Raw genomic sequence first — 25878 nt, forward strand, 5'->3', positions numbered from 1 at the left:
CGGCCCGCGGCCCGCCGGCTCACCGCCGCGCCGTGACCGTGCTCTCCACGGCGAACAACTCCTCGTCCAGGTGGTCCAGGGCCAGCCGCAGCGCGCCCGTGGCCACCGCCGCCTCGCCCAGCAGCGACAGCACGACCTCCGGGGGCCGCAGGCAGTAGCGGGCCAGCTCCGCGTGGAGCGGCTCCAGCACGTCGTCCACGCCCGCCGCCCAGCCGCCGATCACCACCAGCTCCGGGTCCAGTGCCAGCACCAGCGCGGCGACGTCGTGCACCAGCCGCTGCATGAACCGGTCCACGGCCCGGCGGGCCCGCTTGTCGCCGTCCTGCGCCAGCGAGAAGACCTCCGCCACCGCCGGCTCGTCCAGCGGGTGCAGCGGCTCCCCGGTGACGCTGAGCAGCTTCTCCGGCGTCGCCTCCCGGCCCAGCAGGTGCAGCGCGCCGATCTCGCCCGCCGCGCCGCCGAAGCCGCGGTGCAGCCGACCGCCGATCAGCGACCCGGCGCCGGGGCTCAGCCCGGCGCGGACGAAGACCACGTCCGCCGAGTGCCGCGCGGCGCCCTTCCAGTGCTCGGCGACGGCGGCGGTGTTCGCGTCGTTCTCCACCAGCACCGGGCAGCGGAACGAACGCCCCAGCCGCTCAGCGAGGTTGATGCCCGTCCAGCCGGGCAGCGCCGTGCTCAGCCGCACCATGCCGTCCGCCTCCACGATGCCGGGGCTGCCGACGCCCACCGCGCGCAGCGTGCTGCGCGCCACACCGGTCCGGCGCAGCACCTCCTGCACGACGGTCCGTACGCTCGCCAGCCGGTCGTCGGCCTCCGCGGCCTCGTCCACGGTGCGCAGCGCCGAGCCGCGCAGCCGGCCGTCGAGGTCGGAGAGCAGGACGGAGACCCGGTGCGGGCCGATCTCGATCCCCAGCAGATGGCCGGACTCGGCGTGGAAGCGGAACTTGCGGGCGGGACGGCCCTGGCGCCGGGTCGTCCCCTCCTCGGCCGGGGCCTCCACCACCAGGCCGCTGGCGGCCAGGCCCTCCAGCACACCGTCGAGGGTGGGCCGCGAGAGCCCGGTGGTACGCACCAGTTCGGTCAGCGTCGCCGAGCCCGCGTCGCGCAGCGCGCGCAGGACGACGGCGGAGTTGATCCGCCGCAGCAGGGACGGATCCCCGCCGGTGAGCTGCGCCAACGTCAGCCTCCCTGAGCGTGCTTCCGGATAGCGGATCGTATCCGCTATCCGGCCGCGCCGGGAGCGACGAACCCCGACTCGTACGCCGTGATCACCGCCTGTGTCCGGTCCCGGGCCCCCAGCTTCGCCAGCAGCGCACTGACGTGCGATTTGACCGTCTCGGTGCCGAGCACCAGCTCCGCGGCGATCTCGGCGTTCGTCAGCCCGCGGGCGATCAGCCGCAGCACCTCGCCCTCCCGGTCGGTCAGCCGCGCGGCCGCCAGCGCCGCGCGCGCCTCCTCGTTGCCGTGCCCGGCGGCCAGCGACCGCAGCGCGGCCGGGAAGAGCAGCGACTCGCCCTCGGCGACCAGCCGCACCGCGTGCACGATCTCCGCCGGGCGGGCCCGCTTGAGCAGGAAGCCGTCGGCGCCGGCGCGCAGCGCCCCGTAGACATACCGGTCCTCCTCGAAGGTGGTCACGACGAGGATCTTCGGCGGCTCGGGGAAGGCGCGGAGCACGGCCCGGGTGGCCTCGATACCGTCCATGAGCGGCATCCGCACGTCCATCGCGATCACGTCCGGCGCCAGTTGCCGCACCAGCGGGATCACCGCCGCGCCGTCGGCCGCCTCGCCGGCCACCTCGATGTCCGGCTGGGCTTCGAGGATCGCCCGCAGCCCGGCGCGGACCAGGGCGTCGTCGTCGACGAGGAGGACGGAGACGGGCACGGTGTCAGCGTATCGGCAGGGTGACCCGCACCCGCCACTCGCCGTCCGCCGGGCCGACGACGGCCTCGCCGCCGAGCAGCGCGGCGCGCTCGCGGATGCCGCGCAGGCCGCTGCCGCCGGGCCCGGGAGCGGGCGCCGCCGGGGGCAGCTCGTTGCGTACGTGCAGCTCAAGACCGGTCGCCGAGGCCGCGATGCGGACCCTCACCGGCACCGGGCCCGCGTGCCGGAGCACGTTCGTCAGGCACTCCTGCACGATGCGGTAGCCCTCCCGCGACACCGGCCCCGGCACCGACTCCAGCGGCCCCTCGATCTCCGCGCTGATCGCGGCCCCCGCGCCGCGCGCGGAGGCCACCAGCCGCCCCGCCTCGGCCAGCCCCGGCCGCCGGGACGGCGGCGCGCCCTCCTGGCGCAGCAGCCGCAGGACCCGCTCCAGGTCCTCCAGCGCCTCCCGGCCGGTGTCCTCGATGGCGCCCAGCGCCCGCTCGGTGAACTCCGGCGACCCCGCCGCCCGCGCGGCGCCGGCCTGGACCACGGCGACGGTCAGCGCGTGCCCGATGGTGTCGTGCAGCTCGCGGGCCAGCCGGTTGTGCTCCAGCAGCCGTTCGGTGCGCTCCTCCAGTGCGGCCAGCCGCTCCGCGGCCGAGGGTCCGAGCAGCCGGGGCGCCAGCACGGCGATCAGCGCGCCGAACGCCCAGCCGGCCGCCAGCAGTGCCGCCAGGACGAGCGGGACGAGCGGCGGGTACCACCCCTGCCACGAGCCCGGCAGTGGCACGACCTCCGTCTCGAACGAGTGCCAATGGTGCGCGGAGGTCAGCGCGACGGTCAGGAAGAGACCCTGGATGCCGACCACGGCGGTCAGCAGCCCCACCCACATCCGCAGCACCAGCCACACGAACACCCGGCCGCGGTCGGTCCACGCGACGGCCGGTGTGTGGGCGAGCCGCGGCTCCTGCCGCTCCTCCGGCCCGTGCGGACCCGGGAACAGCAGCAAACGCGCCTGCATGGTCTCCAGCACCCGGGTGGCGGGGACGGCGGCGGCGACGGCGAGCAGCGGCACCGGGCCGAGGGCGAGGACGGCGTAGCCGACCACGGGCTGCAAGTCGTCCTGGCCCCAGATGAAGGCGCCCAGCAGGGCCAGTGTCGCGGCGATGAACAGGTGCAGCCAGCGCGTGTACGTCACCGCCCGCAGCACCGGCCGCAGCGGGCGGGGGAGGGACCGGGGTGGGTGGGGCACGCCGTCCATCGTGCCAGCGCCGCCGGGGGCGCGGCTCCCCCGCGCGGGGGAGGGCGACCCCGCGCGCGGGGGAGGCCCCGGCACCGCCCCGACCGGCAGCGTGGCCCGTATGACAGCAGCGACAGCCATCGAGGTCCGCGAACTGACCAAGGACTACGGGGACGTCCGGGCGCTCGACGCCGTGACCTTCACGGTCCGGCCCGGCCGGGTCACCGGCTTCCTCGGCCCCAACGGCGCCGGCAAGTCCACCGCCATGCGTCTCGTCCTCGGCCTGGACCGGGCGACCTCCGGCACCGTCACCGTCGGCGGCCGGCCGTACCCGGAGCTGGCCGACCCGCTCCGGCACGTCGGCGCCCTGCTCGACGCGCAGGCCGCCCACGGCTCCCGCACCGGCCGCGCCCACCTGCGCGCGCTGGCCGCGAGCAACGGCCTGCCGGACGCCCGCGTCGCCGAGGTGCTGCGGCTGACCGGGATCGAGTCCGCCGCGGGCCGGCGGGTACGGACGTACTCGCTCGGCATGCGCCAGCGTCTCGGCATCGCCGCGGCGCTGCTCGGCGACCCGCCCGTGCTGCTGCTGGACGAGCCGTCCAACGGGCTCGACCCCGAGGGCATCGTGTGGATCCGGGGGCTGCTGCGCCGGCTGGCCGGCGAGGGCCGCACCGTGCTCGTCTCCAGTCATCTGATGGCGGAGACCGCCGCGTTCGCCGACCACCTCGTGGTGCTCGGCCGCGGCCGGCTGCTCGCCGACTCGCCGCTCGCGGAGTTCGTCGCGGGCAGCGCGGGCGGCCTGGAGGAGGCGTACCTCCGACTGACCGCCTCCGCGGCGGAGTTCACGAGCGAGACCAGGGAGGTCTGAACGATGAGTGCCACCGCCGTGCTCCGCGCCGAGTGGATCAAGATCACGACGCTGCGCGGTACCGTGTGGTCGCTGGCCTGCGTGCTGCTCGTCACCGCCGGGTTCGGGATCCTCGCCAGCGCCGCCCTCGGCGGCGCCGAGACCGTCGACGGCGACTTCGACCCGCTGTTCTCCGTCCTCACCGGCGTGGGCCCCGGCCAGATCGCCGCGATCGTCTTCGGCACGCTCGCCGTGTCGTCCGAGTACCAGAGCGGGCTGATCCGCGCCACGCTGGCCGCCGTGCCGCGTCGTGGGCTGCTCTACGCGGCGAAGCTCGCCCACGTCGGCGGGCTCACGTTCGCCGTCGGACTGCCCACGACGCTGCTGTCGTTCCTGGTCGGCGGGGCCGCGCTCGGCGACCGGGCGCTGGGGCTCGGCGACGACGGCGCGCTGCTCGGCGTCGTGGGCGGCGCCGTCTACCTCACGCTCATGGCGCTGCTCGCCGCGGGTCTCGCCGCCGTACTGCGGAGCGGTATCGCGGTGCTGGGCATCCTGATCCCGTTCGTGCTGGTGGTGTCGATGGTGCTCGGCGGCGGGTCGCTGGGAGTCGCGGACTACCTGCCCGACCGCGCCGGGCAGCAGGTGCTCTTCGCCGACCCGCCGACGGATGTCCCGCCGCTCGCCGGGCTGGCCGTCACCGCGCTCTGGGCGGGGGCGGCGGTGCTGGCCGGCTGGTGGGCGCTGCGGCGGCGGGACGCGTAGCGCAGAGCTCCGCTACGCGGCCGGGGCGGGCGGCGTCACAGGATCGCCCCGGGCGCGTACCCCGCAGCCTCCGGGTGCCGCTTCACGACCTCCTCGACCCGCGCCGCCACCGCCGCCACCTGCTCCTCGGCCGCGCCGGTGAACGACAGCCGGTCGGCCATCAGCGCCTCCAGCCGGTCCCGGTCCAGCGGGATGCGGTCGTCGGCGGCGAGCCGGTCGAGGAGTTCGTTGCGCTCGGCGCCGCGCTCGCGCATCGCCAGGGCCGCGGCGACCGCGTGCTCCTTGACGACTTCGTGCGCCTCCTCCCGGCCGACCCCGGCCCGTACCGCCGCCATGAGCACCTTGGTGGTGGCCAGGAACGGCAGGTAGCGGTCCAGCTCGCGGGCGATCACCGCGGGGAAGGCGCCGAACTCGTCCAGGACCGTCAGGAACGTCTCCAGCAGCCCGTCGAGCGCGAAGAACGCGTCCGGCAGCGCCACCCGGCGTACCACCGAGCAGGACACGTCGCCCTCGTTCCAGGTGTCGCCGGCCAGCTCGGCGGTCATCGAGGCGTACCCGCGCAGGATCACCATGAGGCCGTTCACGCGCTCGCAGGAGCGGGTGTTCATCTTGTGCGGCATCGCGGACGAGCCGACCTGGCCGGGCTTGAAGCCCTCGGTGACCAGCTCGTGCCCGGCCATCAGCCGGATCGTCTTCGCCAGCGACGACGGGGCGGCGGCGACCTGCACCAGGGCCGCGACCACGTCGTAGTCCAGTGAGCGCGGGTAGACCTGGCCGACGGAGGTGAAGGCGCGGGCGAAGCCCAGGTGGCCGGCGACCCGGCCCTCCAGCTCCGCCAGCTTCGCGGCGCCCTCCTTGCCGCCGCCGAGCAGGTCGAGCATGTCCTGCGCGGTGCCGACCGGGCCCTTGATGCCGCGCAGGGGGTAGCGTGCGAGGAGATCCTCCACCCGGCCGTACGCGGTCAGCAACTCGTCGGCGGCGGTGGCGAACCGCTTGCCCAGCGTGGTGGCCTGCGCGGCGACGTTGTGCGAGCGGCCGGCCATCACCAGCCCGGCGTGCTCGCCGGCCAGCCTGCCCAGCCGGGACAGCACGGCGACCACGCGGTCGCGTACCAGCTCCAGGGACTGCCGCACCTGAAGCTGCTCCACGTTCTCGGTCAGGTCGCGGGAGGTCATGCCCTTGTGGATCTGCTCGTGCCCGGCGAGCGCGTTGAACTCCTCGATACGGGCCTTCACATCGTGCCGCGTGACCTTCTCGCGCTCGGCGATCGAGGCGAGGTCGACGTCCTCCAGCACCCGCTCGTAGTCGGGGACGGCGCCCTCGGGCACCTCGATCCCCAGATCCCGCTGGGCGCGCAGCACGGCGAGCCAGAGCTGCCGTTCCAGGACGGCCTTGTGCTCGGGGGACCAGAGGGCGGCCAGCTCCGCGGAGGCGTAGCGGGCGGCCAGGACGTTGGGGACGCGCGGCTTGTTCACGTGGGGAGATTCTACGGGGCGTGCCGGGCGGGGTGCGGCCGGCGGCCGGTGCGGGGGTGCGGCGGTGCGGAGGCGTGCGCCGGTGTCCGAGCCGGGACGGGGTCAGGCGTCGTACGGCAGCAGCTCCGGGCGCTTGGGCGCGCGGCCGTCGCCGGAGGAGCGGCCGGTGAGCCGGCGGTGCACCCACGGCAGCAGGTGGGTACGGGCGAAGCGGGCGTCCGCGGTCCGGCGGGTGAGCCACGGCGGCTGCGCCGCCGCCGGCGGCAGCGGGCCGGTCCAGTCGTACGCGGGAGGGCCGCCGAGCGTCTGCCACACGGCCTCGCCGACCCGGCGGTGACCCTCGGGCGTCAGGTGCAGCCGGTCGTCGTCCCACATCCGTACGTCGCGGAGCACGTCGGCGCCGTAGAGGTCGACGACCAGCGCGCCGTGCCGTGCGGCGAGGTCGTCGACGTGCGCGAAAAGCTGCTCCATCCGCGGCCTGAACCGCTCCAGCACCCGGCCGTCGCGCCCCGGGCTGCGCATCAGCACGAGCTGTTTGCAGCTCGGCGCCAGCCGCGCCACCGCCTCTTCGAGCACGTCGCACACCCGGTCCATGTCGCAGCGCGGCCGGATGGCGTCGTTGAGGCCGCCGACGAGGGTGATGACGTCGGCCTCCATGGCGGCGGCCCGGTCGACCTGCTCGTCGAGGATCTGGCGGATGAGCTTGCCGCGGACGGCCAGGTTCGCGTACCGGAAGGCGGGCTGCGCCGCCGCGAAGCGGGCCGCGAGCAGGTCCGCCCAGCCGCGGTAGGAGCCGTCGGGCTGCAGGTCGGACATGCCTTCCGTGAAGGAGTCGCCGACCGCCACGAAACTGGTGTAACGGGCATTCACGTCCGCCGATCCTACCCGCCGCCGCCGGCGTCCCCGCCGGCGCCCGTGCCGCAGGTCACGACTCCCGGCCGACCAGCTCGCGGAGCACGTCCTCCATGGTCACCAGCCCCGTCACCCGGCCCTCCTCGCCGGTGACCGCGGCCAGGTGGGTGCGGCTGCGGCGCATGGCGGTCAGCACGTCGTCCAGCGGCGCGCCCGCGCGCACCCGGGCGATGCGGCGCATGGCCGTACGCGGGAACGGCGCCTCGCGGTCGGCGGCGCCGAGGGCGTCCTTGACGTGCAGATAGCCGAGGATCCTGCCGCTGTCGTCCACCACCGGGAAGCGGGAGAAGCCGGAGCCGACGGCCAGGGCCTCCAGCGCCTCAGGCGTGACGCCGACGGGCGCGGTGACCACGTGGCCCGTGGGCACCACCACGTCACCCACGGGGCGGCGGCCCAGCTCCAGCGTGTCGCGCAGCCGCTCGGCGGAGCGGTCGTCGAGCAGCGCGGCCTCCGCGGAGTCCGCGACCATGCGGGCCAGGTCGGCGTCGGAGAACGACGCGGCGACCTCGTCGCGGGTCTGCACGCGCAGCAGCCGGAGCAGCGCGTTGGCGAAGGCGTTGACGGTGAAGACGACGGGGCGCAGCGCGCGGGTGAGCGCGACCAGCGGCGGGCCGAGCAGCAGCGCGGAGCGCACCGGGTCGGCCAGCGCCACGTTCTTCGGCACCATCTCGCCGAGCAGCATGTGCAGATACGTCGCCACGGTCAGCGCGATCGCGAACGAGATCGGGTGCACCAGCCCGTGCGGCACCCCCACCGCGTTGAACAGCGGCTCCAGCAGATGCGCGATGGCCGGCTCGGCGACGACGCCGAGGACCAGCGTGCACAGCGTGATGCCGAGCTGGGCCGACGCCATCAGCGTGGAGACGTGCTCCAGGCCCCAGATCACGCGGCGCGCCCGGCGGTCGCCCTCCTGGGCGTACGGCTCGATCTGGCTGCGCCGCACCGAGATGAGCGCGAACTCCGCACCCACGAAGAAGGCGTTGAGCACGAGCGTCAGCAGGCCGACGATCAACTGGACGGCGGTCATCCGGGCTCCCCCCTGCCGTCGGCCGTACGGCTGCCGCTGCCGTCCGCGCCGCCGGTGCCCTCGTCCTCGCCGTCGTCGGGCTCGGCGCCCGGTGGCGGGGCGTGCAGCAGCACGCGCGCCGCGCGGCGCCCGGCCGCGTCCACCACGTCCAGCCGCCAGCCCCCGACGTCCAGCGCGTCCCCGTCGACGGGGATGCGGCCCAGCTCGGTCGCGACCAGCCCGGCCAGCGTCTCGTACGGGCCCTCCGGCACCCGCAGGCCGATCTCCGCGAGCTGGTCGGGGCGCACCCCGCCGTCGGCGTCGAAGAGCATCCGGCCGTCAGGGTCCGCGCCGCTGCGCAGCAGGTCGGGCGTCTCCAGCGGGTCGTGCTCGTCCCGCACCTGGCCGATGACCTCCTCCACGACGTCCTCCATGGTGACCACACCTGCCGTGCCGCCGTACTCGTCGATCACGACCGCCATGGTGCGCTTCTCCGTCAGCCGGTCCATCAGATGATCGACGGACAGCGTCTCGGGCACCAGCACCGGCTCGCGCAGCAGCCGGGTCAGCGGGTGGTGGGCGCGGCGGTCGGCGGGGATGCCGAGGACGTCCTTGACGTGCACGTAGCCCAGGACGGTGTCCAGGCTGCCGCGGTAGACGGGGAAGCGGGACAGGCCGGTGGCGCGGGAGGCGTCGACCACGTCCCCGACGGTGGCGTCCGCCTCCAGCGCGACGACCTGCATCCGGGGCGTCATCACGTTCTCCGCCGTCAGATCCGCGAGCCCCAGCGTCCGGACGAACAGCTCGGCGGTGTCGGCCTCCAGCGAGCCCTTCTTCGCCGAGTGCCGGGCCAGCGCGGCGAGTTCCTGCGGGCTGCGCGCCGAGGCCAGCTCCTCGGCCGGCTCCAGGCCCATCAGCCGCAGCACCCGGTTGGCGGTGTTGTTCAGGTGGCCGATGAAGGGGCGGAAGACGCCGCTGAACGTGCGCTGGAAGGCCGCGACGCGCTTGGCCATGGCCAGCGGGCGGGAGATGGCCCAGTTCTTGGGCACGAGCTCGCCGACGACCATGAGCACGACGGTCGACAGCGCCGTGCCCAGCACGAGGGCGACGCTGGACGTGGCCGAGTCCGGTACGCCCGCCGCGCGCAGCGGGCTGTGGAGCAGGGAGGCGACGGACGGCTCGGCGAGCATGCCGACGACCAGGTTGGTGACGGTGATGCCGAGCTGGGCGCCGGAGAGCTGGAAGGTGAGGCTCCGTACGGCCTGCAGCGCACCGGCCGCGCCCCGCTCGCCGCGGTCCACGGCCCGTTCCAGCTCGGCTCGCTCCACGGTCGTCAGCGAGAACTCGGCCGCCACGAACAGGCCGCAGGCCAGGCAGAGCGCCAGGGCCAGGACCAGCAGCAGCACCTCGGTCATCGGGTCACCTCCGTCTCATGATCACGCAGGGTCGCGGCGGTCGCGCGGCGACCGCGGTCAGCCGGCGGCAAGCGGCTTGACCCAGCGGCTCCACTGCTCCTGGCGGACGTAGCCCCCGGCCTGCCAGGCGTGGTGCGCCCGCTCGTTGCGGTTCAGCACCATCGCGTCCGCGCGCCGGCCGCCGAAGGCGGCGAACCGCCGCTCCGCCGCGGCCAGCAGCGCCGTACCGACGCCACGGCGCCGGTGGCCGGGGTGCACGGCGAGCCGGTACAGATGGCAGCGCCAGCCGTCGAACCCGGCGATGACGGTGCCCGCCAGCTCCCCGCCGCGCTCGGCCAGCAGCAGCGCGCCCGGGTCGCGCTCCAGCAGCCCGGTGACGCCCGCCTCGTCGTCGCTGACCGACGTGCCCTCCGCCGCCGCCTTCCAGAACGCGAGCACCGCCGGTACGTCCGCGGGCTCCGCGGCCCGGATGTGGAGATCGTCCATGCCCGGCATCCCATCACCGGGGGCCCGCCCGCGTCGACCCGATTCGGCACACGCCCGGACACGGCCGCCCGGCGGGCCGGTCCTCGACGGGCCGTCCGTCCGGTCGGACGCGTACGGCCGCGCGCCCCGCCGGGCCCGTACGACCGCACCCGGCGGGGGGCCGCGGTCACTCGTGCGCGATGGCCGCCAGGACGTTGAGCCGGGAGGCCCGCAGGGCCGGCAGCAGGGCGGCCAGCAGTCCGACCAGCACCGACCCGATCACCACGGCGAGCTGCACCGTCCAGTCGATGGCGAATGCGCGCATGCCCTCCAGCGCCAGCACCTCGTGCACCCCCGCGCCCCACGCCAGCCCCAGCACCAGGCCGAGCAGCGCGCCGAACACGGCGATCACGACGGACTCCAGCCGGATCATCCGGCGCGTCTGGCGTCTGGACAGCCCGATGGCCCGCAGCATGCCTATCTCCCGGGTCCGCTCCACCACCGACAGCGCCAGCGTGTTCACCACGCCCAGCACCGCGATGACGATCGCCAGCCCCAGCAGCGCGAAGACCAGATAGAGCAGCACGATGATCTGCTCCCGGATCAGCTCCTTGAAGTCCGCCTGGTCGCGCACCTTCACCTGCGGGAAGGCTTCGAGCCCGCTCTCCAGCGACGCGCGCAGCTTGTCGACGTCGGTGCCGCTCGCCGCGTTGACGAAGACGACCGCCTCCTGGCCGCCGGGCAGGTACTCCTCCAGGGTCTCCATGCCCAGGAAGAAGCCACCCGCCGCACCGAACCCGCCGCTGGTCTCCTGCTTGGTGAGCGCCCCGACGGTCAGCTCCGCCTTCTTGCCGTTGGGGAACTCGACGGGGAGCGTGCTGCCCATACGGATGCCGTGGTCGCGCGCGAACTGCCGCTGCAGGCCCACGTGCCCGGGCGCGAGCGCGGCGCCGGTGCTCCCCTCCGCGTACTCCAGCCGGCTGACCTGGTCCAGCTCCTTGTCGAAGGCGCCGGCGCTGGTGCTGGTCTTCTCGCCGTCGGGCAGCGTCACCCGCAGCGGCGCGAACCGCTGGCGGACGACGAGGCCCACCCCGTCCGCGCTCTGGACCCGCTCGGTGACCTCGCGGGGGAACGGGCCGAAGCTGTCGCTCTGCACGAGGAAGTCGGCGCCCAGCGTCCGGTCGATCTCCTCGTCGAAGGACTTCGTCATCGACGCGGCGGCCACCGACATGCCGCCGACCAGGGCCAGGCCCACCATCAGCGCCACGGCCGTGGCTCCGGTGCGCCTCGGGTTGCGCAGCGCGTTGCGCTGGCTGAGGGCGCCGACGGAGCCGAAGATCCGCGGGAACCAGCCGCCCAGCACCCGGATCACCGGCCGCACCAGCAGCGGCCCGGCCGCGACCACGGCGAGCATCGTCAGCACCACGCCGCCCACCAGGTACACCGCGGAGTCCCGGGTCCGGTCCGCCGTGGCGCAGAAGAAGAACGACACCGCCCCGACGACCCCGAGGACCGAGCCGAGCACCGCCCGCACCCGCATCGGCCGGCCGACCTCCGCGATCTCCAGGTCGGCGAGCGCCGCCATGGGGGAGACCCGCGCCGCGCGGCGGGCGGGCAGATACGCCGCGACGAAGGTGACGCCCACGCCCACCGCGTACGCGAAGACCGGCGTGACCCAGCTCACGACCATCTCGGCCGCGTCCAGGTTCATCCCCAGCAGGCCCATCGTCTCGATGAGCCCGAGGGCCAGGCCGATGCCGCTGAGCAGCCCGAGCGTGGAGCCCGCCAGCCCGAGCAGCAACGCCTCGGTGAGCACCGACCGGCGCACCTGCCGCCGGTCCGCGCCCAGCGCGCGCATGAGCCCCAGCTCGCGGGTGCGCTGCGCGATGAGCATGGAGAACGTGTTGACGATCAGGAAGATGCCGACCAGCACGGCGATCCCGGCGAAGCCGAGCATCACGTACTTGATGATGTCGAGGAACGTGCCCAGCTCCTCCGCCGCCGACTTCGCCTGCTCGTCGGCGGTCTGCACGGCGTAGTTCCCGTCGAGCGCCGCCTTGATGCGCTTCTTCAGTTCGGCGTCCGGCACCCCCGGCGCCGCGTCCACGGAGACCGACGTGGCCTGCGCCGCGCCCGCGGCCTCCCCGTCCTTGAGCTCCGGGTTGTCGAGCAACTGGCGCTGCGCGGCCGCCGTGTCGAGATAGACCACCGAAGCGCCCGGGTTGGTGGTGGTGAACTTCGCGAAGCCGACGACCTCGACCTCGAACGTGCCGGGCTGCGCGAGGACGTGGAGCTTGTCGCCGATCTCGACGTTCTTGCGGTCGGCGGTGTCCTTGTCGAGCAACGCCTCACCCGCTCCGGCCGGCTCGCGGCCGTCCGACAGCTCCACTGGGCTGCGATCGCTGACGTACCAGTTGGTGGCGATCGTCGGGGGTCCCGTGGTCCGGCCGATCGGCTCGTTCTCCGCGTCGGTGACGGTGAGGTTCTCCACCTCGACGTCGAGGTGGACGTCCTGCACCCCCGGCACCTTCGCCACGTCATCGGCGACCGACGCGGGCAGCGTCGGCACCAGCCCCGAGCCGAATCCGCGGTTCTGCTCGAACGCCTCCTTCGGCGAGACCGCGACGTCGGCGGCCGTGGAGGCGAAGAGCCGGTCGAAGGTACGGCTGACGGTGTCGGAGAAGATGAGGCTGCCGGAGACGAACGCCACCGACAGCAGCACGGCCAGAGCCGAGAGCAGCATCCGCCCCTTGTGCGCGAAGAAGCTGCGCAAAGTCGCCTTGAGCACGCCCGCCTCAGCTCTTCCTGATCCCGTCGAAGCGCTTCATGCGCTCCAGCACCGCCTCGGCCGTCGGCTGCGGCATCTCGTCCACGATCCGCCCGTCGGCAAGGAAGAGCACCAGGTCGGAGTGGGCGGCGGCGCCCGGGTCGTGGGTCACCATCACCACCGTCTGCGCCAGCTGGTCCACCGCTTCCCTGAGGAAGCCCAGCACCTCGTGGCCGGAGCGCGAGTCGAGGTTGCCCGTCGGCTCGTCGGCGAAGATCAGTTCGGGCCGGGAGGCCAGGGCCCGCGCGCACGCCACCCGCTGCTGCTGGCCGCCGGAGAGCTGCGAGGGCCGGTGGTCGAGCCGGTCGCGCAGGCCCAGCGTGTCGATCACCCGGTCCAGCCACTCGGGGTCGGGCTTACGGCCAGCGATGTCCATCGGCAGCGTGATGTTCTCCAGGGCGTTCAGCGTGGGCAGCAGGTTGAACGACTGGAACATGAACCCGATCCGGTCGCGGCGCAGCCGGGTCAGCTCCCGCTCGCCGAGCCCGGTGATCTCCTCGTCGCCCAGCCAGACCCGTCCGGAGGACACCGTGTCGAGCCCCGCGAGACAGTGCATCAGCGTGGACTTGCCGGAGCCGGACGGACCCATGACCGCGGTGAAGCGGGCGCGGTGGATCTCCACGTCCACCGCGTCCAGTGCCACGACCGCCGTCTCGCCGCTGCCGTACGTCTTCGTCAGCCCGCCGGCGCGGGCCGCGACCCCGGCGGGCGGTCCCGCTTCGCGTCTGTCGAGTGCCGCCGGTGTGGACAATGCCGTTCCCCCATCGGGCTGTGAGCCGGGCGCCGGGTGCGCGTTCCTGTCTCCCCGCCGTACGCCGTGGGTGCCCGGCGGGGACGTGCTGCAAGGCTGCGCGATCGATCGGATGTGCGCCGCCTGCCAGCGAGACTAGGCCGCCGCCGAATCCCGCGCATCCCTCCCGGGTGGCACCTGTGGATAACCCACTACTCCCGCGGGAGGACCGCCCTCTCCTGTGTGCGGAGCAGCGGCCGTCAGCCGCGGAGCGCGGTGCCCAGGACGTGGTACGAGGCCGGGGTCGGCGGCCCTTTCTCCGGCATCCGCAGCCGCCGGTACGGGCCGAGCGTGAACCCGGCGGCGGTCAGCTCGCCGAGCACGTCGCGGCCGGAGTGGCAGCCGCCGAGCAGCAGCGGCCACACCGTGCGGTCCGCCGCCCGCTGCACCGCCCGCATCACCGGCCCGTCGGCCCGCCCGTGCTCGTAGAAGCGCAGCTCGCCACCCGGCCGCAGCACCCGGCGCAGCTCGTCGAGCGCCCGCGGCACGTCCGCGACCGAGCAGAGCACCAGCGAGGCGACGGCGGCGTCGCACGACCCGCTCTCGACCGGCAGCTCCTCCGCCGTTCCCGGCAGCACGTCCACCCGTGCGTCCGCGCGCAGCGCCGCCTCCGCGGCGAGCTGGCGCAGGTGCCGCTCCGGCTCGATCGCGACCACCTCGGACACCGCGGGCGGGTAGTGCGCGAAGTTCAGCCCGTTGCCCGCGCCGATCTCGACCACCCGGCCGGACAGCCCGGTCAGCAGCTCCTTGCGCAGCTCGGCGACCTCGCCGTGCTCGTCGGCGGCGACGCTGAGGCGGGCGTAGAAGCGCGCGAAGTACGGGTGGTACACGGCGTCCTGCGTGGCGCGCGTCGGTGAGGGCATGTCTGCCTCCTGGCGTGCGGGGTCAGTGCGATTGTCCCCTCCCGGACCCGCCAGGGGCCTGCCGGGCGCGGAAGTCGTCCGCGTCCCAGTGCCCGCCGAGCGCCGGCGCCAACCATCCCCGGGCGGCGGCGCCGAATGCCTCCGGGCCGTACCCGCCGGCGCCCTCAGGCACCGCGCCCAGCAGCGGCACCCGCGCCGTGGCCGGCAGGTCCACCAGGTTGCACCGGGCCGCCAGGTCCGGCGCCGCCGGCCAACTGCCCACCACCGCACCCGGGCACGCCAGACCGCGGCGGCGCAGCGCCTCCGTGGTCAGCTCGGTGGCGTTCAGCGTGCCGAGTCCGGCGGCGGCCACGACCAGCACCGGGGCCGCCACCAGCCGCGCCACTTCCGCCAGCGTGCCGCCCGCGTCGTCCAGCCGCACCAGTAGCCCGCCCGCGCCCTCCACCAGCACCAGGTCGTAGTGGTGCCCCAGCTTCTCCACCATCCCCGCCGCGTCCGCCGCCGTCAGCGGCGGCAGCCCCGCGCGGCGGGCGGCCGTCGCCGGGGCCAGCGGCTCGGGGAAGCGGGCCAGCTCCACGGCCCGTATGCCCGGGACGAGGCGCGCCGCCTCGTCGGCGTCCCCGGGCTCGCCCGCCGCCACGCCGGTCTGCGCCGGCTTGAGCACGGCCACCGACCGGTCCCGCGCCAGCGCCGCGGCGGCCACGGCGGCGGTGACGACCGTCTTGCCCACACCGGTCGAGGTGCCGGTGACCACGAGCACGCTGCCCATCGCGTCGCCCCCCGCCCGTCAGCCGGCCGCCGCCGCGGCGCATACGGCGGCGCAGATCCGGGCGATGTCGGCGTCTCCCGTCACGTACGGCGGCATGGTGTAGATCAGGTCCCGGAACGGGCGCAGCCACACCCCCGCCCCGACCGCGGCCCGGGTGGCGGCGGCCATGTCGACGTCGTGGTCGAGCTGTACGACGCCGATGGCGCCCAGCACCCGTACGTCCGCCACACCCGGCAGCTCCGCCGCCTCGGCCAGCCCTTCCTGCAGCCCGCCCTCGATGCGTTTGACGTCCTGCCGCCAGCCGTCGTCCGCCAGCAGGTCGAGCGAGGCCAGGGCGACGGCGGAGGCCAGCGGGTTGCCCATGAACGTCGGGCCGTGGGCGAGCACCGGAACCTCGCCCCGCGAGATGCCCTCGGCGACCCCGGGGGTGCACAGCGTCGCGGCCATCGACAGATAGCCGCCGGTCAGCGCCTTGCCGACGCACATCACATCCGGGGTGACGCCCGCGTGGTCCGAGGCGAAGAACGCGCCGGTGCGGCCGAAGCCGGTGGCGATCTCGTCGAACACCAGCAGTACGCCGTGTGCGTCGCACGCCTCGCGCAGCACCCGCAGATAGCCGGGTGCGGTGAAGCGCATCCCGCCCGCGCCCTGTACGACCGGCTCGACGATCACCGCGGCCAGCTCGTCCGCGTGCCGCGCCACCAGGTCGCGCAGCTCACGCTCGTACGCCCCGTCCACCGGTGCGTCGAAGCCCGCGGGCGGCACTCCGGCGAACAACTGCCGCGGCAGCACGCCCGACCACAGGTCGTGCATGCCGCCGTCCGGGTCGCAGACCGACATCGGCTGCCAGGTGTCCCCGTGGTAGCCGCCGCGCCAGGTCATCAGCCTGCGCTTGTCCGGCCGGCCGCGCGAACGCCAGTACTGCAGGCACATCTTGACCGCGACCTCGACCGACACCGAGCCCGAGTCGCTGAGGAACACGTGCCGCAGCGGCTCCGGCGTGACCTCCACCAGCCGCGTCGCGAGCCGCACCGCCGGCTCGTGGGTGAGCCCGCCGAACATCACGTGGCTCATCCGCTCCAACTGCCCGCGGGCGGCGGCGTCGAGCGCCGGGTGGCGGTAGCCGTGGACGGCCGACCACCACGACGACATCCCGTCGACCAGTTCGTCCACGCCCCACGCCGGCTCCGCCAGCCGCAGGCGTACGCCCTCGGCGGAGTCGACGACCAGCGGCTCCTGCCGGCCGGGCATGGGTCCGTAGGGGTGCCAGACGTGCTCGCGGTCGAGGTCGAGGAGCCGCCGCGGCGGCAACGGCTCAGGCATTGGGCGGCAGTTCCGTGCCGGCCCCCCGGCGGCGTACGGCCACGAGGTCCGCCCGTGCCTCCTGCCGCGGCTCGTCCGCCGGCGCCAGGCCGCGAGCGGGTCCGTCCTCCGGAGCCGGCCCGTGCGCCGCCCGGTGCGGCGGCAGCGTCGTCCTCCCCGCCTCCTCCACCTCGAACCCGGCGTCTGCGATCATCTCCAGGTCCGCCTTGCCCGCCTGCCCCTCGCTGGTCAGGTAGTCGCCCAGGAACACCGAGTTGGCCAGGTGCAGCGCCAGCGGCTGGAGCGCCCGCAGATGGATCTCCCGGCCGCCCGCCAGCCGCACCTCCACGTCCGGACATACGAATCGCACCATGGCGAGGATCTTCAGACAGCGCTGCGGGGTGAGATCCCACTCCCCGGCCAGTGGCGTGCCCTCGAACGGGATCAGGAAGTTCACCGGCACCGAGTCCGGGTCCAGCGCGCGGAGCGCGAAGACCACGTCCACCAGGTCCTCGTCGCTCTCGCCCATCCCCGCGATCAGCCCGGAGCACGCCGACATCCCGGCCGCCTGCGCCTGCTGCACGGTCTGCACCCGGTCCTCGTAGCCGTGCGTGGTGCAGATGTCCGCGTACGTCGCCTCGGAGGTGTTGAGGTTGTGGTTGTACGCGTCCGCCCCGGCCGACTTCAGCCGCTCCGCCTGGCCGTCGGAGAGCAGTCCGAGGCAGGCGCACACCTCCACGTCACCGTTCTGCTCCTTGATGGCGGCGATGGTCTCCGAGACCCGGTCGACGTCCCGGTCCGTGGGCCCGCGCCCGCTGGCGACCAGGCAGACCCGCTTGGCGCCGCCCGCCACCCCGGCCGCCGCGGCCTCGGCCGCCTGGTCGGCCTTCAGCCAGGTGTACTTGAGGATCCCCGCCTCGGAACCCAGCCGCTGCGAGCAGTACGAACAGTCCTCGGGGCACAGCCCCGACTTGAGGTTGACCAGGTAGTTGAGCTTCACCCGGCGGCCGAAGAACTCCCGGCGCACCTTCCCGGCCGCGGCGACGACGTCGAGCACGTCCTCGTCCGGAGTGCGCAGGACGGCCAGCGCCTCGTCACGGGTGGGCGCCTCGCGCCGCAGCCCCTTGTCCACCAGCGTCGAAAGCAGGTCCATGGCGCCGATCCTCGCCCACCGCACCGGCCCGGGCCAATGGGGTACCGCACAACGGCCGCCCCCGTCTTCTGTGCTCATCGCCACACCGCCGCGCGCCCCCACGCGCACTACGGTGCAGAAACAGCCCGCCGAGCCGAGGAACCGCATGCCCCGTCACGCCTTCGACTGGATCGACGCGCAGGCCGAGGAGCGGCGGCGCGCCGGTCTCGTACGCGCCCTGCGCCCCCGCGCGCATGACGCCCGGCTGCTCGACCTGTGCGGCAACGACTACCTCGGCCTCGCCCGCCACCCCGAGGTCACCGCCGCCGCGGCCGCCGCCGCCCGCCGGTGGGGCGCCGGCGCGACCGGCTCCCGGCTCGTCAGCGGCACCACCGTGCTGCACGCGGAACTGGAGGCCGAACTCGCCGCCTTCTGCGGCTTCGAGGCCGCGCTCGTCTTCTCCTCGGGTTACGCGGCAAACCTCGCCGCCGTCACCGCTTTGAGTGACCGCGGCACCCTGGTGATCTCGGACGCGGGCAACCATGCCTCGCTCATCGACGGCTGCCGGCTCTCCCGGGCCGATGTCGCCGTCGTTCCGCACGCCGACACCGACGCGGTCGCCAAGGCGCTCGCCGGCTTCGCCGGGCGCGCGCTGGCCGTCTCCGACGGGGTCTTCTCCGTCGACGGCGACGCCGCGGACCTGGCCGCGCTTGCGGCGGTCTGCCGCCCGTACGGGGCCGGGCTGCTGGTGGACGACGCCCACGGGCTCGGCGTCCTCGGGCCCGGCGGGCGCGGCACGCTGCACGCGGCCGGCCTGGCGGGTGCGGCCGACGTCGTCGCCACCGTCACGCTGTCCAAGGCGCTGGGCAGCCAGGGCGGCGCGGTGCTGGGTCCCGCGCGGGTGATCGAGCACCTGGTCAACACCGCCCGCACGTTCATCTTCGACACCGGCCTCGCCCCCGCCGCGGCGGGCGCCGCGCTCGCCGCGCTGCGCCTCCTGCGCCGCGAGCCGGGGCGGGCCGCGGCGGCGCGGGGGGCGGCGGCGGCGCTGTACGGCGGGCTGACGGCCGCCGGGCTGACGGCCGTGCGCCCCGACGCCGCGGTGGTGTCGGTACGGGCCCCGGCGCCCGAGGCGGCCGTGGCGTGGGCGGCGGCGTGCCGAGAGGCGGGCGTGGCGGTCGGCTGCTTCCGCCCCCCGTCGGTCCCCGACGGCATCTCGCGGCTGCGCCTGACCGCCCGTGCGGACCTCACGGAAGACCAGGTGGCCATCGCGACCGCGACGGTCGTACGCGCCGCGCCCCCGGCCCACGCCCCGGAGCGCGCGGAGCCCGCGCGCTAGGCGAGCGCGACCCGCGGACTCCCGGCGAACTCGCCGGCCTTGACCGCCGACACGAACGCCCGCCACGCCTCGGGGCGGAACAGCAGCGCCGGCCCTTCCACCTGGGTGGAGTCCCGTACGGCGAGCAGCCCGGCGGATTCCGGTCCCACGGGATAGGCGGCCTCGACGCAGTTGTTCGCCCCCGTACTGTGCGAACTGCGCCGCCAGCGGAGGTCGTCGAGTGCCGTACTGGAGGAGACGTACCGAGGCATTGCGGTCATGGTGCCTCCTTTGCGCCCGCGGCGAGCGCGGCTATGAACGACAGGGACTCCTCGTGCGAAAGGGCGCTTGCCTGCAGCGAAGCAAAGGCGGTCTCATACGCCCGTAAGTCTTCTTTCCTTTCGAGGTGAAGGCTACTCATCAAATGGTCGACAACGACCACATCGAGATCAGAACTGCGCGAATAAGAGAAGATAACGAAAGGTCCGGTGAGGCCCACGTGCTCGCCGGCGGAAAAGGGCAGGATCTGGACGCGTACGTGCGGAAGCGCCCCCATCCGCCGCAAGTGCCGCAACTGCTCCGCCATCACCCCCGGCCCGCCCACGTGCCGCCGCAGCACCGCCTCGTCGAGCACCGCGTGCAGGTGCGGCGGGTGCGCTGCACGCAGCACCGCCTGCCGGGCTATCCGGACCTCCACCAGCGACTCCACCTCCCGTGGCGCCGCGTCCGCGATGGCCGCCCGGGTCACCGCCAGCGCGTACCGACGCGTCTGCAGCAGCCCCGGGACCACCGACGTCTCCAGCGTGCGCACCGCGGACGCCTCCGTCTCCAGGCTGATGAAGTCCCGGTACGCGGGCGGCAGCAGCTCGCGGTACTCGCTCCACCAGTGGTTCTCACGACCGCCGCGCGGCGCCGTGGCCAGCGTCTCCAGCAGCGTGCGCAGCTCGGGCTCCGTGACGCCGTAGGCGTCGAGCAGCCGGGCGACGTCCGCGGCCTTGGCCGCCGACGTGCCGGTCTCTATCCGGCTGATCTTCGACTGGTGCCAGCCGACCAGTTCCGCCGCCTTCCCGCTGGTCAGCCCGGCTCTGCCGCGCAGCCTGCGCAGCTCCGCGCCCAGCTTGGCGCGGCGTACCGCCGGCTCATTGCGCATGACGCCCCTCCCGGCCCGCTCGGCCGAACGCGTGACAACTGGCCAGTGTGCCGCCCAAATACAGTCTCTCGCGGCAGAGTTCACCGCTTCGAGCGACAGATATATGCATAACTTGGTGGAGGGCTCGCGCGCCGGGCACGATCGATGGCACCGTGGCGCGAACAACAACCTGAAGCGGTCCTCGACTTCACCGGGCACGCGTCGGAGTCCGGCACACGCGTGCGAAAGGGACGGCGTCGCAATGGCAGACCAGCAGGAAGCTTCCGTCACGTTGCCGAGTGAGGCTGCTTCGGTCACGCAGGCGCGTAAATATGTCACTGACATTCTCGGGAAATGGGGAGTCCCGGAAGGCGCGGATGCGACGGACACCGTCCGCCTCGTCGTCTCCGAGCTGGCCACGAACGCCGTCCAGCACACCCTCGGGCTGTCGCCGACATTCACCGTCCGGATGATGCTCGTACGCGGGCAGTTGCGCGTCGGTGTCAGCGACAGCCACCCGCGCCGGCCGCGCCGGCTGCCGGCCGCCGTCCAGCAGGACAACGGGCGCGGCATGGTCATCATCCGGTGCCTCGTCGCGGAGTCCGGCGGCCGGCTGTCCGTGACCCCGACGGACGACGGCGGCAAGACGGTGTGGATCACCCTGCCCTGGCGGCCCGCCCCTGTGGCCTGACGCACACGGCCCCGGGCCACCCCGGCGCACCGCGCTGGTCCACCCTGGAGACATGACCGACCAGCCCCTCAGCCACGAGGACGTCCACGCCGCCGCCCAGCGCATCGCGGGAGGGGTCCGCCCGGTCGCCGTCGCGCCGGCGGGCGCCGAGGTGGTTCCGGACGCCGAGGTGTGGTTCGCGCTCGAATTCCTTCAGCACACCGGCTCCTTCAAGGCGCGCGGCGCCCTGAACTTCACCGCCGCACACGCAGCCGCGGGCACCATGCCGGACGCCGGCGTGCTCATCGCCTCCGGCGGCAACGCCGGCCTCGCCTGTGCCTGGGCCGCCGCCCGCCACGGCGTTCCCGCGCACGTCTTCCTGCCCGCCACCGCGCCGGAGTTCAAGGTCGAGCGGCTACGCGGCCTCGGCGCCGACGTACGGCTGACGGGCCGCACGTACGGCGAGGCACTGGCCGCGTCGCGCGCGATGGCCGCGGAGACCGGCGCGCTCGTCTCGCACGCGTACGACCACCCGCTGATCTCCGCCGGCGCCGGGACGCTGCTGCCTGAGATCGCCGCCGCGGTGGCCGGCGGCGTCGACACCGTCATCGTCGCGGTCGGCGGCGGTGGGCTGTACGCGGGCGTCGCGGCGGCCGCCGCGCAGCAGGGGATCGGCGTCGTCGCCGTCGAGCCGGAGAACTGCCGCGCCCTCAACGCCGCGCTGGCGGCCGGGGAGGTCGTGGACGTCCCGGTCGACTCCCTCGCCGCGGACTCCCTGGGCGCCTCCCGTGCGTCGGGCGACGCGCTGGCCTGGGCGCAGCGGCCGGGCAGCACCTCGGTGCTCGTCGCCGACGCCGACATCGCCGCGGCCCGGCGGCGGCTGTGGGACGAGCACCGGCTCGTCGTCGAGCACGCCGCGGGTACCGCGCTCGCGGCGCTGACCACGGGCGCGTACAAGCCGCGGGCGGGGGAGCGGGTGGCCGTCGTGCTCTGCGGCGCGAACACCGACCCCGGCACGCTGTGACTCCTTCGTCAGCCCTGCCCGCGGTCCTGTCTCGCCGCGCGCGCCGTGAGGCTCCTGCTCAGGCCCCACGGCAGCGCCGCCCACAGGACCGCGGTGAAGACCAGGACCGACGCGCCCGCCGCGACACCGGCCGCGCGCCCCAGGACGACGTCCACCACGAGCAGCACGGCCCCGGTCAGCGCGAGCGCCAGCACGCCCAGCCCCGCTGCGGCCAGCCGCGAGGAGACGTCGACGATGCGGCGCTTCGCCCGGCGCCGGAACAGCCCCCGGTGCACGGCCGCGGGTGCGGTGAACAGCACCGCCGCGGCCACGGAGAGCAGCAGGGTCGTCACGTACGTCCCGCGCTGCAGCGCGTCCAGTTCGGTGAAGCGCTGGGTGAAGGCGAGGGTCAGCAGGAAAGCGAACAGGATCTGTACGCCCGTCTGCGTCACCCGCAGCTCCTGGAGCAGCTCCACGAAGTTGCGATCGTCCCGTTCCAGCGCGGTCTCACGGCGCGCGTACTCCGCGGGTGCCGTGGAATCCGCCGCCCGCGCAACAGGCGCCGCCGTGCCGTGCTCGTCCTCGTTACGGTCTCGGTCCATGCCCTTCCCGGTTGCCCTGTCCGCCGGTTCTAATCCTCGTCTACCACCAGCAGCGCCTCCGCGCCCACCGGCCGGAACCCCGCGGCCAGGAACGCCCGTACGCTCGCCGCGTTGCCCGGCGCCACCTGCGCCCACAGCGGCTCGCCCGGCGGCACCAGATGCCGGGCCGCCGTCGCCAGCCGCCGCCCCAGCCCGCGCCCCTGAGCGCCCGGCTCGACCTCCACGGCGGCCTCAAAGCGCCCGGCGACGCCGCGGCCCAGGAGTACGGTGGCGCCGGGAACGGTCCAGGCGCGTACGCCGTCGCGGTAGCGCAGGGCGCGGCGCAGCCGGGGGTGGGTGCCGTCGGCGTCGGCCGCGAGCGGCAGCGGCGGCGGGCCGGGCAGGGGGTCGGCGACCAGCAGGGCGTCGATGTTGTTCACGGTGCGGCCGAGGCGGGCGGTGAGGGCGCCGAGGAACGGCGGGTTGAGCGGGGCGGACAGATCGCCGGCGGGCAGCAGGCCGCGTATCCACGCCGGGTCGGCGTCGGCGAAGACGACGTGGCCGCCGGTGAGGGCGAGGACGCCCGCGTCCCGGGGCGACGGCTGCGGGAGCACGGTGACCGCGCCGTCCGGCGGCGGGAAGTCGCCGCGGGCGGCCGCGGCCAGCAGCGCGGCGAGCCGGCCGCCGTCCGGCCCGCCGGTGCCGTATCCGGGCGTCGTCGGGGACACGGGATCAACGGGCTGCGGACACATGGCGGCTCGCTCCTCGAAGCGCGGCGGGCGGAACGCGGCCAACCTATCCGGCCGTACGCCACCCGCCCCCGCCGCCCGTCACGGTGCCCCGTCGGGCTCCTGCGGCCCCGGGGGCACCGCCACCAGCCGGGTGCGCCGCTCCCCGTCGAGCACCCGCAGCGCCCGCGCCATCGTCGCCGCGTGGATCTGCGTCTCGCGCCGCTCGTGCATCAGCGCCAGGGCGTCCCGCAGTCCGACCGCGGTGCGCACGAGCGCCTGCGCGGCGCGCAAGCCCGCGTACGTGTCCGTGCCGCGCGCCGGGTTGATCCGGCCCAACTGGTCGACGGCGTCCAGATAGCGGTCGATCACCTCCGCCTCCGCGCGCGTGAGCGCGGGCAGCGGCGGCAGCTCGGGCGGCAGCACGATCCGTCACCTCCCGTAGCGCGGTGTGCTCGTACCCTTGCGGCTCTCGGTCATCCGGTCGGCCAGCCCGTACGCGATGGCCTGCTCGGCGTCGAGGATCTTGTCGCGCTCGATGTCCTGGCGGATCTGCTCGATCGGCGTGCTTGAGTGCTTGGCGAGCAGTTCCTCCAGCAGCGCGCGATGCCGCAGCAGCTCCCGCGCGTAAATCTCCAGGTCGCTCGCCTGCCCCTCCACCGCCTCGGCGAACGACGGCTGGTGGATGAGCACCCGCGCCCCCGGCAGCACGTACCGCTTGCCGGGGGTGCCCGCGGCCAGCAGCACGGCGGCGGCGGAGGCGGCCTGCCCGAGGCAGACGGTCTCGATGTCGCTGGTGACGAACTGCATCGTGTCGTAGATCGCGGTCATCGCCGTGAACGAGCCGCCGGGGGAGTTGATGTACAGCGAGATGTCCTGGTCGGGCGAGGCATGCTCCAGATGCATGAGCTGGGCCATCACGTCGTTCGCCGACGTGTCGTCGACCTGTGTGCCGAGGAAGACGATCCGCTCCTCCAGCAGCTTCGAGTACGGATCCTGCGTGCGCACCCCGCTGCTCGTCCGCTCGGTGAACTCCGGCAGCACGTAGCGCGCCGTGGGGCTGTCCATGGCCGTCGGCACCTCTCCCTCTCTCGATTTCATGATCCTCAGTGCAAAATGTACAGGACGTACATCCGGTTATGCTGGGAGCATGGCGTACGAAATTCCGGTGACGCAAGCCCGCGCAGAACTGGCCGACTTGATCAACCGCGTGGTCTACGGCGGCGAGCGGGTCGTGGTCACGCGCCACGGCCGGCCCCTCGTGGCCCTCGTCTCCGCCGCCGACCTGGAGAAACTCGACCGGTCGGAGAACCCGCCGGCCGAGGAGCCGGTGATCACCACCGTCTCCGGCGTGCACGCCGCCCACCCCGCCGGATCTGCCACGGGCGAACGCCGCTTCGGCATCGCCGCGGAACACCGTGTCCCCGACTCCCGCGCGAGCGGCGAGGGCCCCACCTCGTCGTAGGAGGACCGGACAGGGCCGGCCCGTCACGGATCCGCGAAGCGGGCGGCCGGCGGCTGCGCCTCAGCCCTCATGCTCCCGGGCCGGGCCGGGCTCCGCGGGCTCCTCGGTCGGCGAGGGGGCGTGGCCGCCAGGACCCGCGGCGCGAACGCGTGCCGGACCTGGTCGGCCGCGCTCCCTTCCGCCGCCGGCACGGAGGGGACCAGTGCCATGGCCGCGGCCAGGGCGGCGGCGAGCACGATCACGGCCACGAACGCGCCGCGCCAGCAGGTTGCCGACCACGGTGCCCAGCGGCACGCCGAGCGCAGCCGACACGGAGACACCGGAGATGACCACCGCGATCGCGCGGCCGGCCCGCTCCGGCGGGACGCTCGCGAGGGCCACCGCGAACGCGGTGGCGTCGTAGAGCCCGGCCGCCGCACCGGTCAGCGCCCGGCACACGAGCAGCACGCCGAAGCCTGTCGAGGCCACCGCGACCACGTTGCCCAGGATGAACAGGACGAGCGCGCCGACGAGGACGGTGCGCTTGTCCAGCCGCATCGTCAGCGCGGTCAGGAGCGGCCCGCCGAAGGCGAGACCGAGCGCGTACGTCGTGACCAGCGCGCCGGCCGAGGAGACCGAGACGCCGAGGTCGCCCGCCATGACGTCGAGCACGCCGACCACCAGCAGCTCCGCGCCGCCCATGACGAACATGCCGAGGAACAACGTGCCGAGCACGCGGTTCGACCGCCGCCCGCCACGGGAGCCGGCCTGGGTACCCATGAGTCCACCCTTCGGCGTGGCGGCACCGGGTGTGCCGCCGGCTGCCCCGTGGTCGGCGGCGCGACCGGGAACCGGACAGGGTCCTGGTAAGAATCGGTGGAGGCGGCGTGTCCGGTTCGGCGCGGTGGCTTCGACCAGGGGGCGAGCGGCGGGACGTGGCGTTCCGCCCGACGATGAGGAGCGAACCGTGAAGTACCTGCTGATGGTCTACGCCTCGACCGAGGACTGGGAGGCGCTGAGCGAGGGCGAGCGCGCGGCGATGGACGCGCAGTACCGGGAGCTGCTGGCCGACTGCACGGCGTCCGGCGAGTGGCTGGCCGGGGACCCGCTGGCCGGACCGCCGTCCGGCCGGGCGGTCCGGGTGCGGGACGGCCAGACGCTCGTCACCGACGGGCCGTACCTGGAGCTCAAGGAGCACATGGCCGGCTACTGGCTCATCGACTGCGAGTCCATGGATCGCGCCGTGGAGATCGCCGCCCGGTTCCCGGACGCCCGGCACTGGGGCGTCGAGGTCAGGCCGGTACTCGGCCTCGGCGGCGCGGCCGACGAGCTCTAGC

The 25878-nt window shown here is 74.5% G+C and carries 28 protein-coding genes; 7 read left to right on the forward strand and 21 right to left on the reverse strand.

What is annotated here, in order from left to right; genetic code table 11:
* Positions 1-19: 19 nt before the first annotated feature.
* Genes ABGA99_RS04755 through ABGA99_RS04765 form a run of 3 tightly spaced genes read right to left on the reverse strand, consistent with a single transcriptional unit; the run spans position 20 to position 3124 of the window.
* The gene (locus ABGA99_RS04755; protein WP_347579237.1) at positions 20-1177 is read right to left on the reverse strand and encodes an ROK family transcriptional regulator; all 1158 of its coding nucleotides are present in this window, start codon (positions 1175-1177) and stop codon (positions 20-22) included.
* Positions 1178-1221: 44 nt separating this feature from the next.
* A complete protein-coding gene (locus ABGA99_RS04760; RefSeq protein ID WP_347579238.1) occupies positions 1222-1881 on the reverse strand; it encodes a response regulator transcription factor in 660 nt (219 codons plus the stop codon).
* A 4-nt stretch (positions 1882-1885) separates the two neighbouring features.
* Positions 1886-3124, reverse strand: a complete 1239-nt coding sequence (locus ABGA99_RS04765; RefSeq protein WP_347582186.1) for a histidine kinase — start codon at positions 3122-3124, stop codon at positions 1886-1888.
* 100 nt (positions 3125-3224) lie between these two features.
* On the opposite strand from ABGA99_RS04765, the gene ABGA99_RS04770 reads away from it, so the two are divergent.
* Together ABGA99_RS04770 and ABGA99_RS04775 are read left to right on the forward strand one after the other, a co-directional pair.
* A complete protein-coding gene (locus ABGA99_RS04770; protein WP_347582187.1) occupies positions 3225-3971 on the forward strand; it encodes an ATP-binding cassette domain-containing protein in 747 nt (248 codons plus the stop codon).
* Positions 3972-3974: 3 nt separating this feature from the next.
* Complete coding sequence (locus tag ABGA99_RS04775; protein WP_347579241.1) at positions 3975-4712, forward strand: ABC transporter permease; 738 nt, start codon at positions 3975-3977, stop codon at positions 4710-4712.
* A gap of 35 nt (positions 4713-4747) precedes the next feature.
* On the opposite strand, the gene purB is transcribed toward ABGA99_RS04775, so the two are convergent.
* The 11 genes from purB to bioB form a co-directional block, all read right to left on the reverse strand.
* Entirely contained in the window at positions 4748-6187 is a 1440-nt protein-coding gene (gene purB, locus ABGA99_RS04780) for an adenylosuccinate lyase (protein ID WP_347582188.1), read from the reverse strand.
* A 102-nt stretch (positions 6188-6289) separates the two neighbouring features.
* On the reverse strand, positions 6290-7057 hold the full coding sequence (locus ABGA99_RS04785; RefSeq protein WP_347579243.1) for an SGNH/GDSL hydrolase family protein: 768 nt from the start codon (positions 7055-7057) through the stop codon (positions 6290-6292).
* Positions 7058-7112: 55 nt separating this feature from the next.
* Positions 7113-8126: a hemolysin family protein gene (locus ABGA99_RS04790; protein ID WP_347579244.1), complete on the reverse strand. Its 1014-nt coding sequence runs from the start codon at positions 8124-8126 to the stop codon at positions 7113-7115.
* On the reverse strand, positions 8123-9520 hold the full coding sequence (locus ABGA99_RS04795; RefSeq protein WP_347579245.1) for a hemolysin family protein: 1398 nt from the start codon (positions 9518-9520) through the stop codon (positions 8123-8125). Before ABGA99_RS04795 ends, ABGA99_RS04790 begins: the two co-directional genes overlap by 4 nt.
* 57 nt (positions 9521-9577) lie before the next feature.
* Entirely contained in the window at positions 9578-10006 is a 429-nt protein-coding gene (locus ABGA99_RS04800) for a GNAT family N-acetyltransferase (protein ID WP_347579246.1), read from the reverse strand.
* 166 nt (positions 10007-10172) lie between these two features.
* Positions 10173-12773 (reverse strand): FtsX-like permease family protein, encoded by a 2601-nt coding sequence (locus ABGA99_RS04805; RefSeq protein ID WP_347582189.1) that lies wholly within the window; start codon positions 12771-12773, stop codon positions 10173-10175.
* A 7-nt stretch (positions 12774-12780) separates the two neighbouring features.
* On the reverse strand, positions 12781-13563 hold the full coding sequence (locus tag ABGA99_RS04810; RefSeq protein WP_347579248.1) for an ABC transporter ATP-binding protein: 783 nt from the start codon (positions 13561-13563) through the stop codon (positions 12781-12783).
* 239 nt (positions 13564-13802) lie between these two features.
* Positions 13803-14465 carry a class I SAM-dependent methyltransferase gene (locus ABGA99_RS04815; RefSeq protein ID WP_347582190.1) on the reverse strand — a complete coding sequence of 221 codons (663 nt, stop codon included), beginning with the start codon at positions 14463-14465 and terminating at the stop codon, positions 13803-13805.
* A 22-nt stretch (positions 14466-14487) separates the two neighbouring features.
* Complete coding sequence (bioD, locus tag ABGA99_RS04820) at positions 14488-15234, reverse strand: dethiobiotin synthase (protein ID WP_347579250.1); 747 nt, start codon at positions 15232-15234, stop codon at positions 14488-14490.
* An 18-nt stretch (positions 15235-15252) separates the two neighbouring features.
* On the reverse strand, positions 15253-16557 hold the full coding sequence (locus ABGA99_RS04825; RefSeq protein WP_347582191.1) for an adenosylmethionine--8-amino-7-oxononanoate transaminase: 1305 nt from the start codon (positions 16555-16557) through the stop codon (positions 15253-15255).
* Entirely contained in the window at positions 16550-17689 is a 1140-nt protein-coding gene (gene bioB, locus ABGA99_RS04830; protein ID WP_347582192.1) for a biotin synthase BioB, read from the reverse strand. Before bioB ends, ABGA99_RS04825 begins: the two co-directional genes overlap by 8 nt.
* Positions 17690-17834: 145 nt before the next feature.
* Between bioB and ABGA99_RS04835 the strand changes: the two genes are divergently transcribed.
* Positions 17835-19007, forward strand: coding sequence for an 8-amino-7-oxononanoate synthase (locus ABGA99_RS04835; protein ID WP_347579253.1), 1173 nt, complete (start codon positions 17835-17837; stop codon positions 19005-19007).
* Here the strand turns inward: ABGA99_RS04835 and ABGA99_RS04840 are convergent.
* Both ABGA99_RS04840 and ABGA99_RS04845 read right to left on the reverse strand, forming a co-directional pair.
* The gene (locus ABGA99_RS04840) at positions 19004-19267 is read right to left on the reverse strand and encodes a DUF397 domain-containing protein (RefSeq protein WP_347582193.1); all 264 of its coding nucleotides are present in this window, start codon (positions 19265-19267) and stop codon (positions 19004-19006) included. The genes ABGA99_RS04835 and ABGA99_RS04840 overlap by 4 nt on opposite strands.
* Positions 19264-20136 (reverse strand): helix-turn-helix transcriptional regulator, encoded by an 873-nt coding sequence (locus ABGA99_RS04845; RefSeq protein WP_347579255.1) that lies wholly within the window; start codon positions 20134-20136, stop codon positions 19264-19266. Before ABGA99_RS04845 ends, ABGA99_RS04840 begins: the two co-directional genes overlap by 4 nt.
* A gap of 241 nt (positions 20137-20377) precedes the next feature.
* Here ABGA99_RS04845 and ABGA99_RS04850 point away from each other — a divergent pair, with 241 nt between their 5' ends.
* Together ABGA99_RS04850 and ABGA99_RS04855 are read left to right on the forward strand one after the other, a co-directional pair.
* On the forward strand, positions 20378-20806 hold the full coding sequence (locus ABGA99_RS04850) for an ATP-binding protein (RefSeq protein WP_347579256.1): 429 nt from the start codon (positions 20378-20380) through the stop codon (positions 20804-20806).
* Positions 20807-20858: 52 nt separating this feature from the next.
* Positions 20859-21809, forward strand: coding sequence for a serine/threonine dehydratase (locus tag ABGA99_RS04855; RefSeq protein ID WP_347579257.1), 951 nt, complete (start codon positions 20859-20861; stop codon positions 21807-21809).
* Between the two features lie 8 nt (positions 21810-21817).
* Here the strand turns inward: ABGA99_RS04855 and ABGA99_RS04860 are convergent, their stop codons facing one another.
* From ABGA99_RS04860 to ABGA99_RS04875, 4 genes are all read right to left on the reverse strand, one after another.
* Positions 21818-22390 carry a DUF6328 family protein gene (locus ABGA99_RS04860; RefSeq protein WP_347582194.1) on the reverse strand — a complete coding sequence of 191 codons (573 nt, stop codon included), beginning with the start codon at positions 22388-22390 and terminating at the stop codon, positions 21818-21820.
* Between the two features lie 29 nt (positions 22391-22419).
* Complete coding sequence (locus ABGA99_RS04865; protein ID WP_347579259.1) at positions 22420-23097, reverse strand: GNAT family N-acetyltransferase; 678 nt, start codon at positions 23095-23097, stop codon at positions 22420-22422.
* A 102-nt stretch (positions 23098-23199) separates the two neighbouring features.
* Positions 23200-23523 carry a hypothetical protein gene (locus tag ABGA99_RS04870; protein ID WP_347579260.1) on the reverse strand — a complete coding sequence of 108 codons (324 nt, stop codon included), beginning with the start codon at positions 23521-23523 and terminating at the stop codon, positions 23200-23202.
* 6 nt (positions 23524-23529) lie between these two features.
* Positions 23530-24165, reverse strand: a complete 636-nt coding sequence (locus ABGA99_RS04875) for an ATP-dependent Clp protease proteolytic subunit (protein WP_347579295.1) — start codon at positions 24163-24165, stop codon at positions 23530-23532.
* 82 nt (positions 24166-24247) lie between these two features.
* Between ABGA99_RS04875 and ABGA99_RS04880 the strand changes: the two genes are divergently transcribed.
* Positions 24248-24562: a type II toxin-antitoxin system Phd/YefM family antitoxin gene (locus ABGA99_RS04880; RefSeq protein WP_347582195.1), complete on the forward strand. Its 315-nt coding sequence runs from the start codon at positions 24248-24250 to the stop codon at positions 24560-24562.
* 60 nt (positions 24563-24622) lie between these two features.
* Here the strand turns inward: ABGA99_RS04880 and ABGA99_RS04885 are convergent, their stop codons facing one another.
* A complete protein-coding gene (locus tag ABGA99_RS04885; protein ID WP_347582196.1) occupies positions 24623-25321 on the reverse strand; it encodes an MFS transporter in 699 nt (232 codons plus the stop codon).
* A gap of 187 nt (positions 25322-25508) precedes the next feature.
* On the opposite strand from ABGA99_RS04885, the gene ABGA99_RS04890 reads away from it, so the two are divergent.
* A complete protein-coding gene (locus ABGA99_RS04890) occupies positions 25509-25877 on the forward strand; it encodes a YciI family protein (RefSeq protein WP_347579264.1) in 369 nt (122 codons plus the stop codon).
* The last annotated feature ends 1 nt before the right edge of the window (position 25878 follow it).

This window comes from Streptomyces sp. B5E4 (assembly GCF_039871555.1).
Lineage (GTDB): Bacteria > Actinomycetota > Actinomycetes > Streptomycetales > Streptomycetaceae > Streptomyces.

Coding starts and splice junctions, on each gene's coding strand:
- ABGA99_RS04765 (WP_347582186.1), bottom strand. CDS start 3,124: ATGGACGGCGTGCCCCACCCACCCCGGTCCCTCCCCCGCCCGCTGCGG.
- ABGA99_RS04770 (WP_347582187.1), top strand. CDS start 3,225: ATGACAGCAGCGACAGCCATCGAGGTCCGCGAACTGACCAAGGACTAC.
- ABGA99_RS04775 (WP_347579241.1), top strand. CDS start 3,975: ATGAGTGCCACCGCCGTGCTCCGCGCCGAGTGGATCAAGATCACGACG.
- ABGA99_RS04790 (WP_347579244.1), bottom strand. CDS start 8,126: ATGACCGCCGTCCAGTTGATCGTCGGCCTGCTGACGCTCGTGCTCAAC.
- ABGA99_RS04795 (WP_347579245.1), bottom strand. CDS start 9,520: ATGACCGAGGTGCTGCTGCTGGTCCTGGCCCTGGCGCTCTGCCTGGCC.
- ABGA99_RS04800 (WP_347579246.1), bottom strand. CDS start 10,006: ATGGACGATCTCCACATCCGGGCCGCGGAGCCCGCGGACGTACCGGCG.
- ABGA99_RS04815 (WP_347582190.1), bottom strand. CDS start 14,465: ATGCCCTCACCGACGCGCGCCACGCAGGACGCCGTGTACCACCCGTAC.
- bioD (WP_347579250.1), bottom strand. CDS start 15,234: ATGGGCAGCGTGCTCGTGGTCACCGGCACCTCGACCGGTGTGGGCAAG.
- ABGA99_RS04825 (WP_347582191.1), bottom strand. CDS start 16,557: ATGCCTGAGCCGTTGCCGCCGCGGCGGCTCCTCGACCTCGACCGCGAG.
- bioB (WP_347582192.1), bottom strand. CDS start 17,689: ATGGACCTGCTTTCGACGCTGGTGGACAAGGGGCTGCGGCGCGAGGCG.
- ABGA99_RS04835 (WP_347579253.1), top strand. CDS start 17,835: ATGCCCCGTCACGCCTTCGACTGGATCGACGCGCAGGCCGAGGAGCGG.
- ABGA99_RS04840 (WP_347582193.1), bottom strand. CDS start 19,267: ATGACCGCAATGCCTCGGTACGTCTCCTCCAGTACGGCACTCGACGAC.
- ABGA99_RS04845 (WP_347579255.1), bottom strand. CDS start 20,136: ATGCGCAATGAGCCGGCGGTACGCCGCGCCAAGCTGGGCGCGGAGCTG.
- ABGA99_RS04850 (WP_347579256.1), top strand. CDS start 20,378: ATGGCAGACCAGCAGGAAGCTTCCGTCACGTTGCCGAGTGAGGCTGCT.
- ABGA99_RS04855 (WP_347579257.1), top strand. CDS start 20,859: ATGACCGACCAGCCCCTCAGCCACGAGGACGTCCACGCCGCCGCCCAG.
- ABGA99_RS04860 (WP_347582194.1), bottom strand. CDS start 22,390: ATGGACCGAGACCGTAACGAGGACGAGCACGGCACGGCGGCGCCTGTT.
- ABGA99_RS04875 (WP_347579295.1), bottom strand. CDS start 24,165: ATGGACAGCCCCACGGCGCGCTACGTGCTGCCGGAGTTCACCGAGCGG.
- ABGA99_RS04880 (WP_347582195.1), top strand. CDS start 24,248: ATGGCGTACGAAATTCCGGTGACGCAAGCCCGCGCAGAACTGGCCGAC.
- ABGA99_RS04885 (WP_347582196.1), bottom strand. CDS start 25,321: ATGGGTACCCAGGCCGGCTCCCGTGGCGGGCGGCGGTCGAACCGCGTG.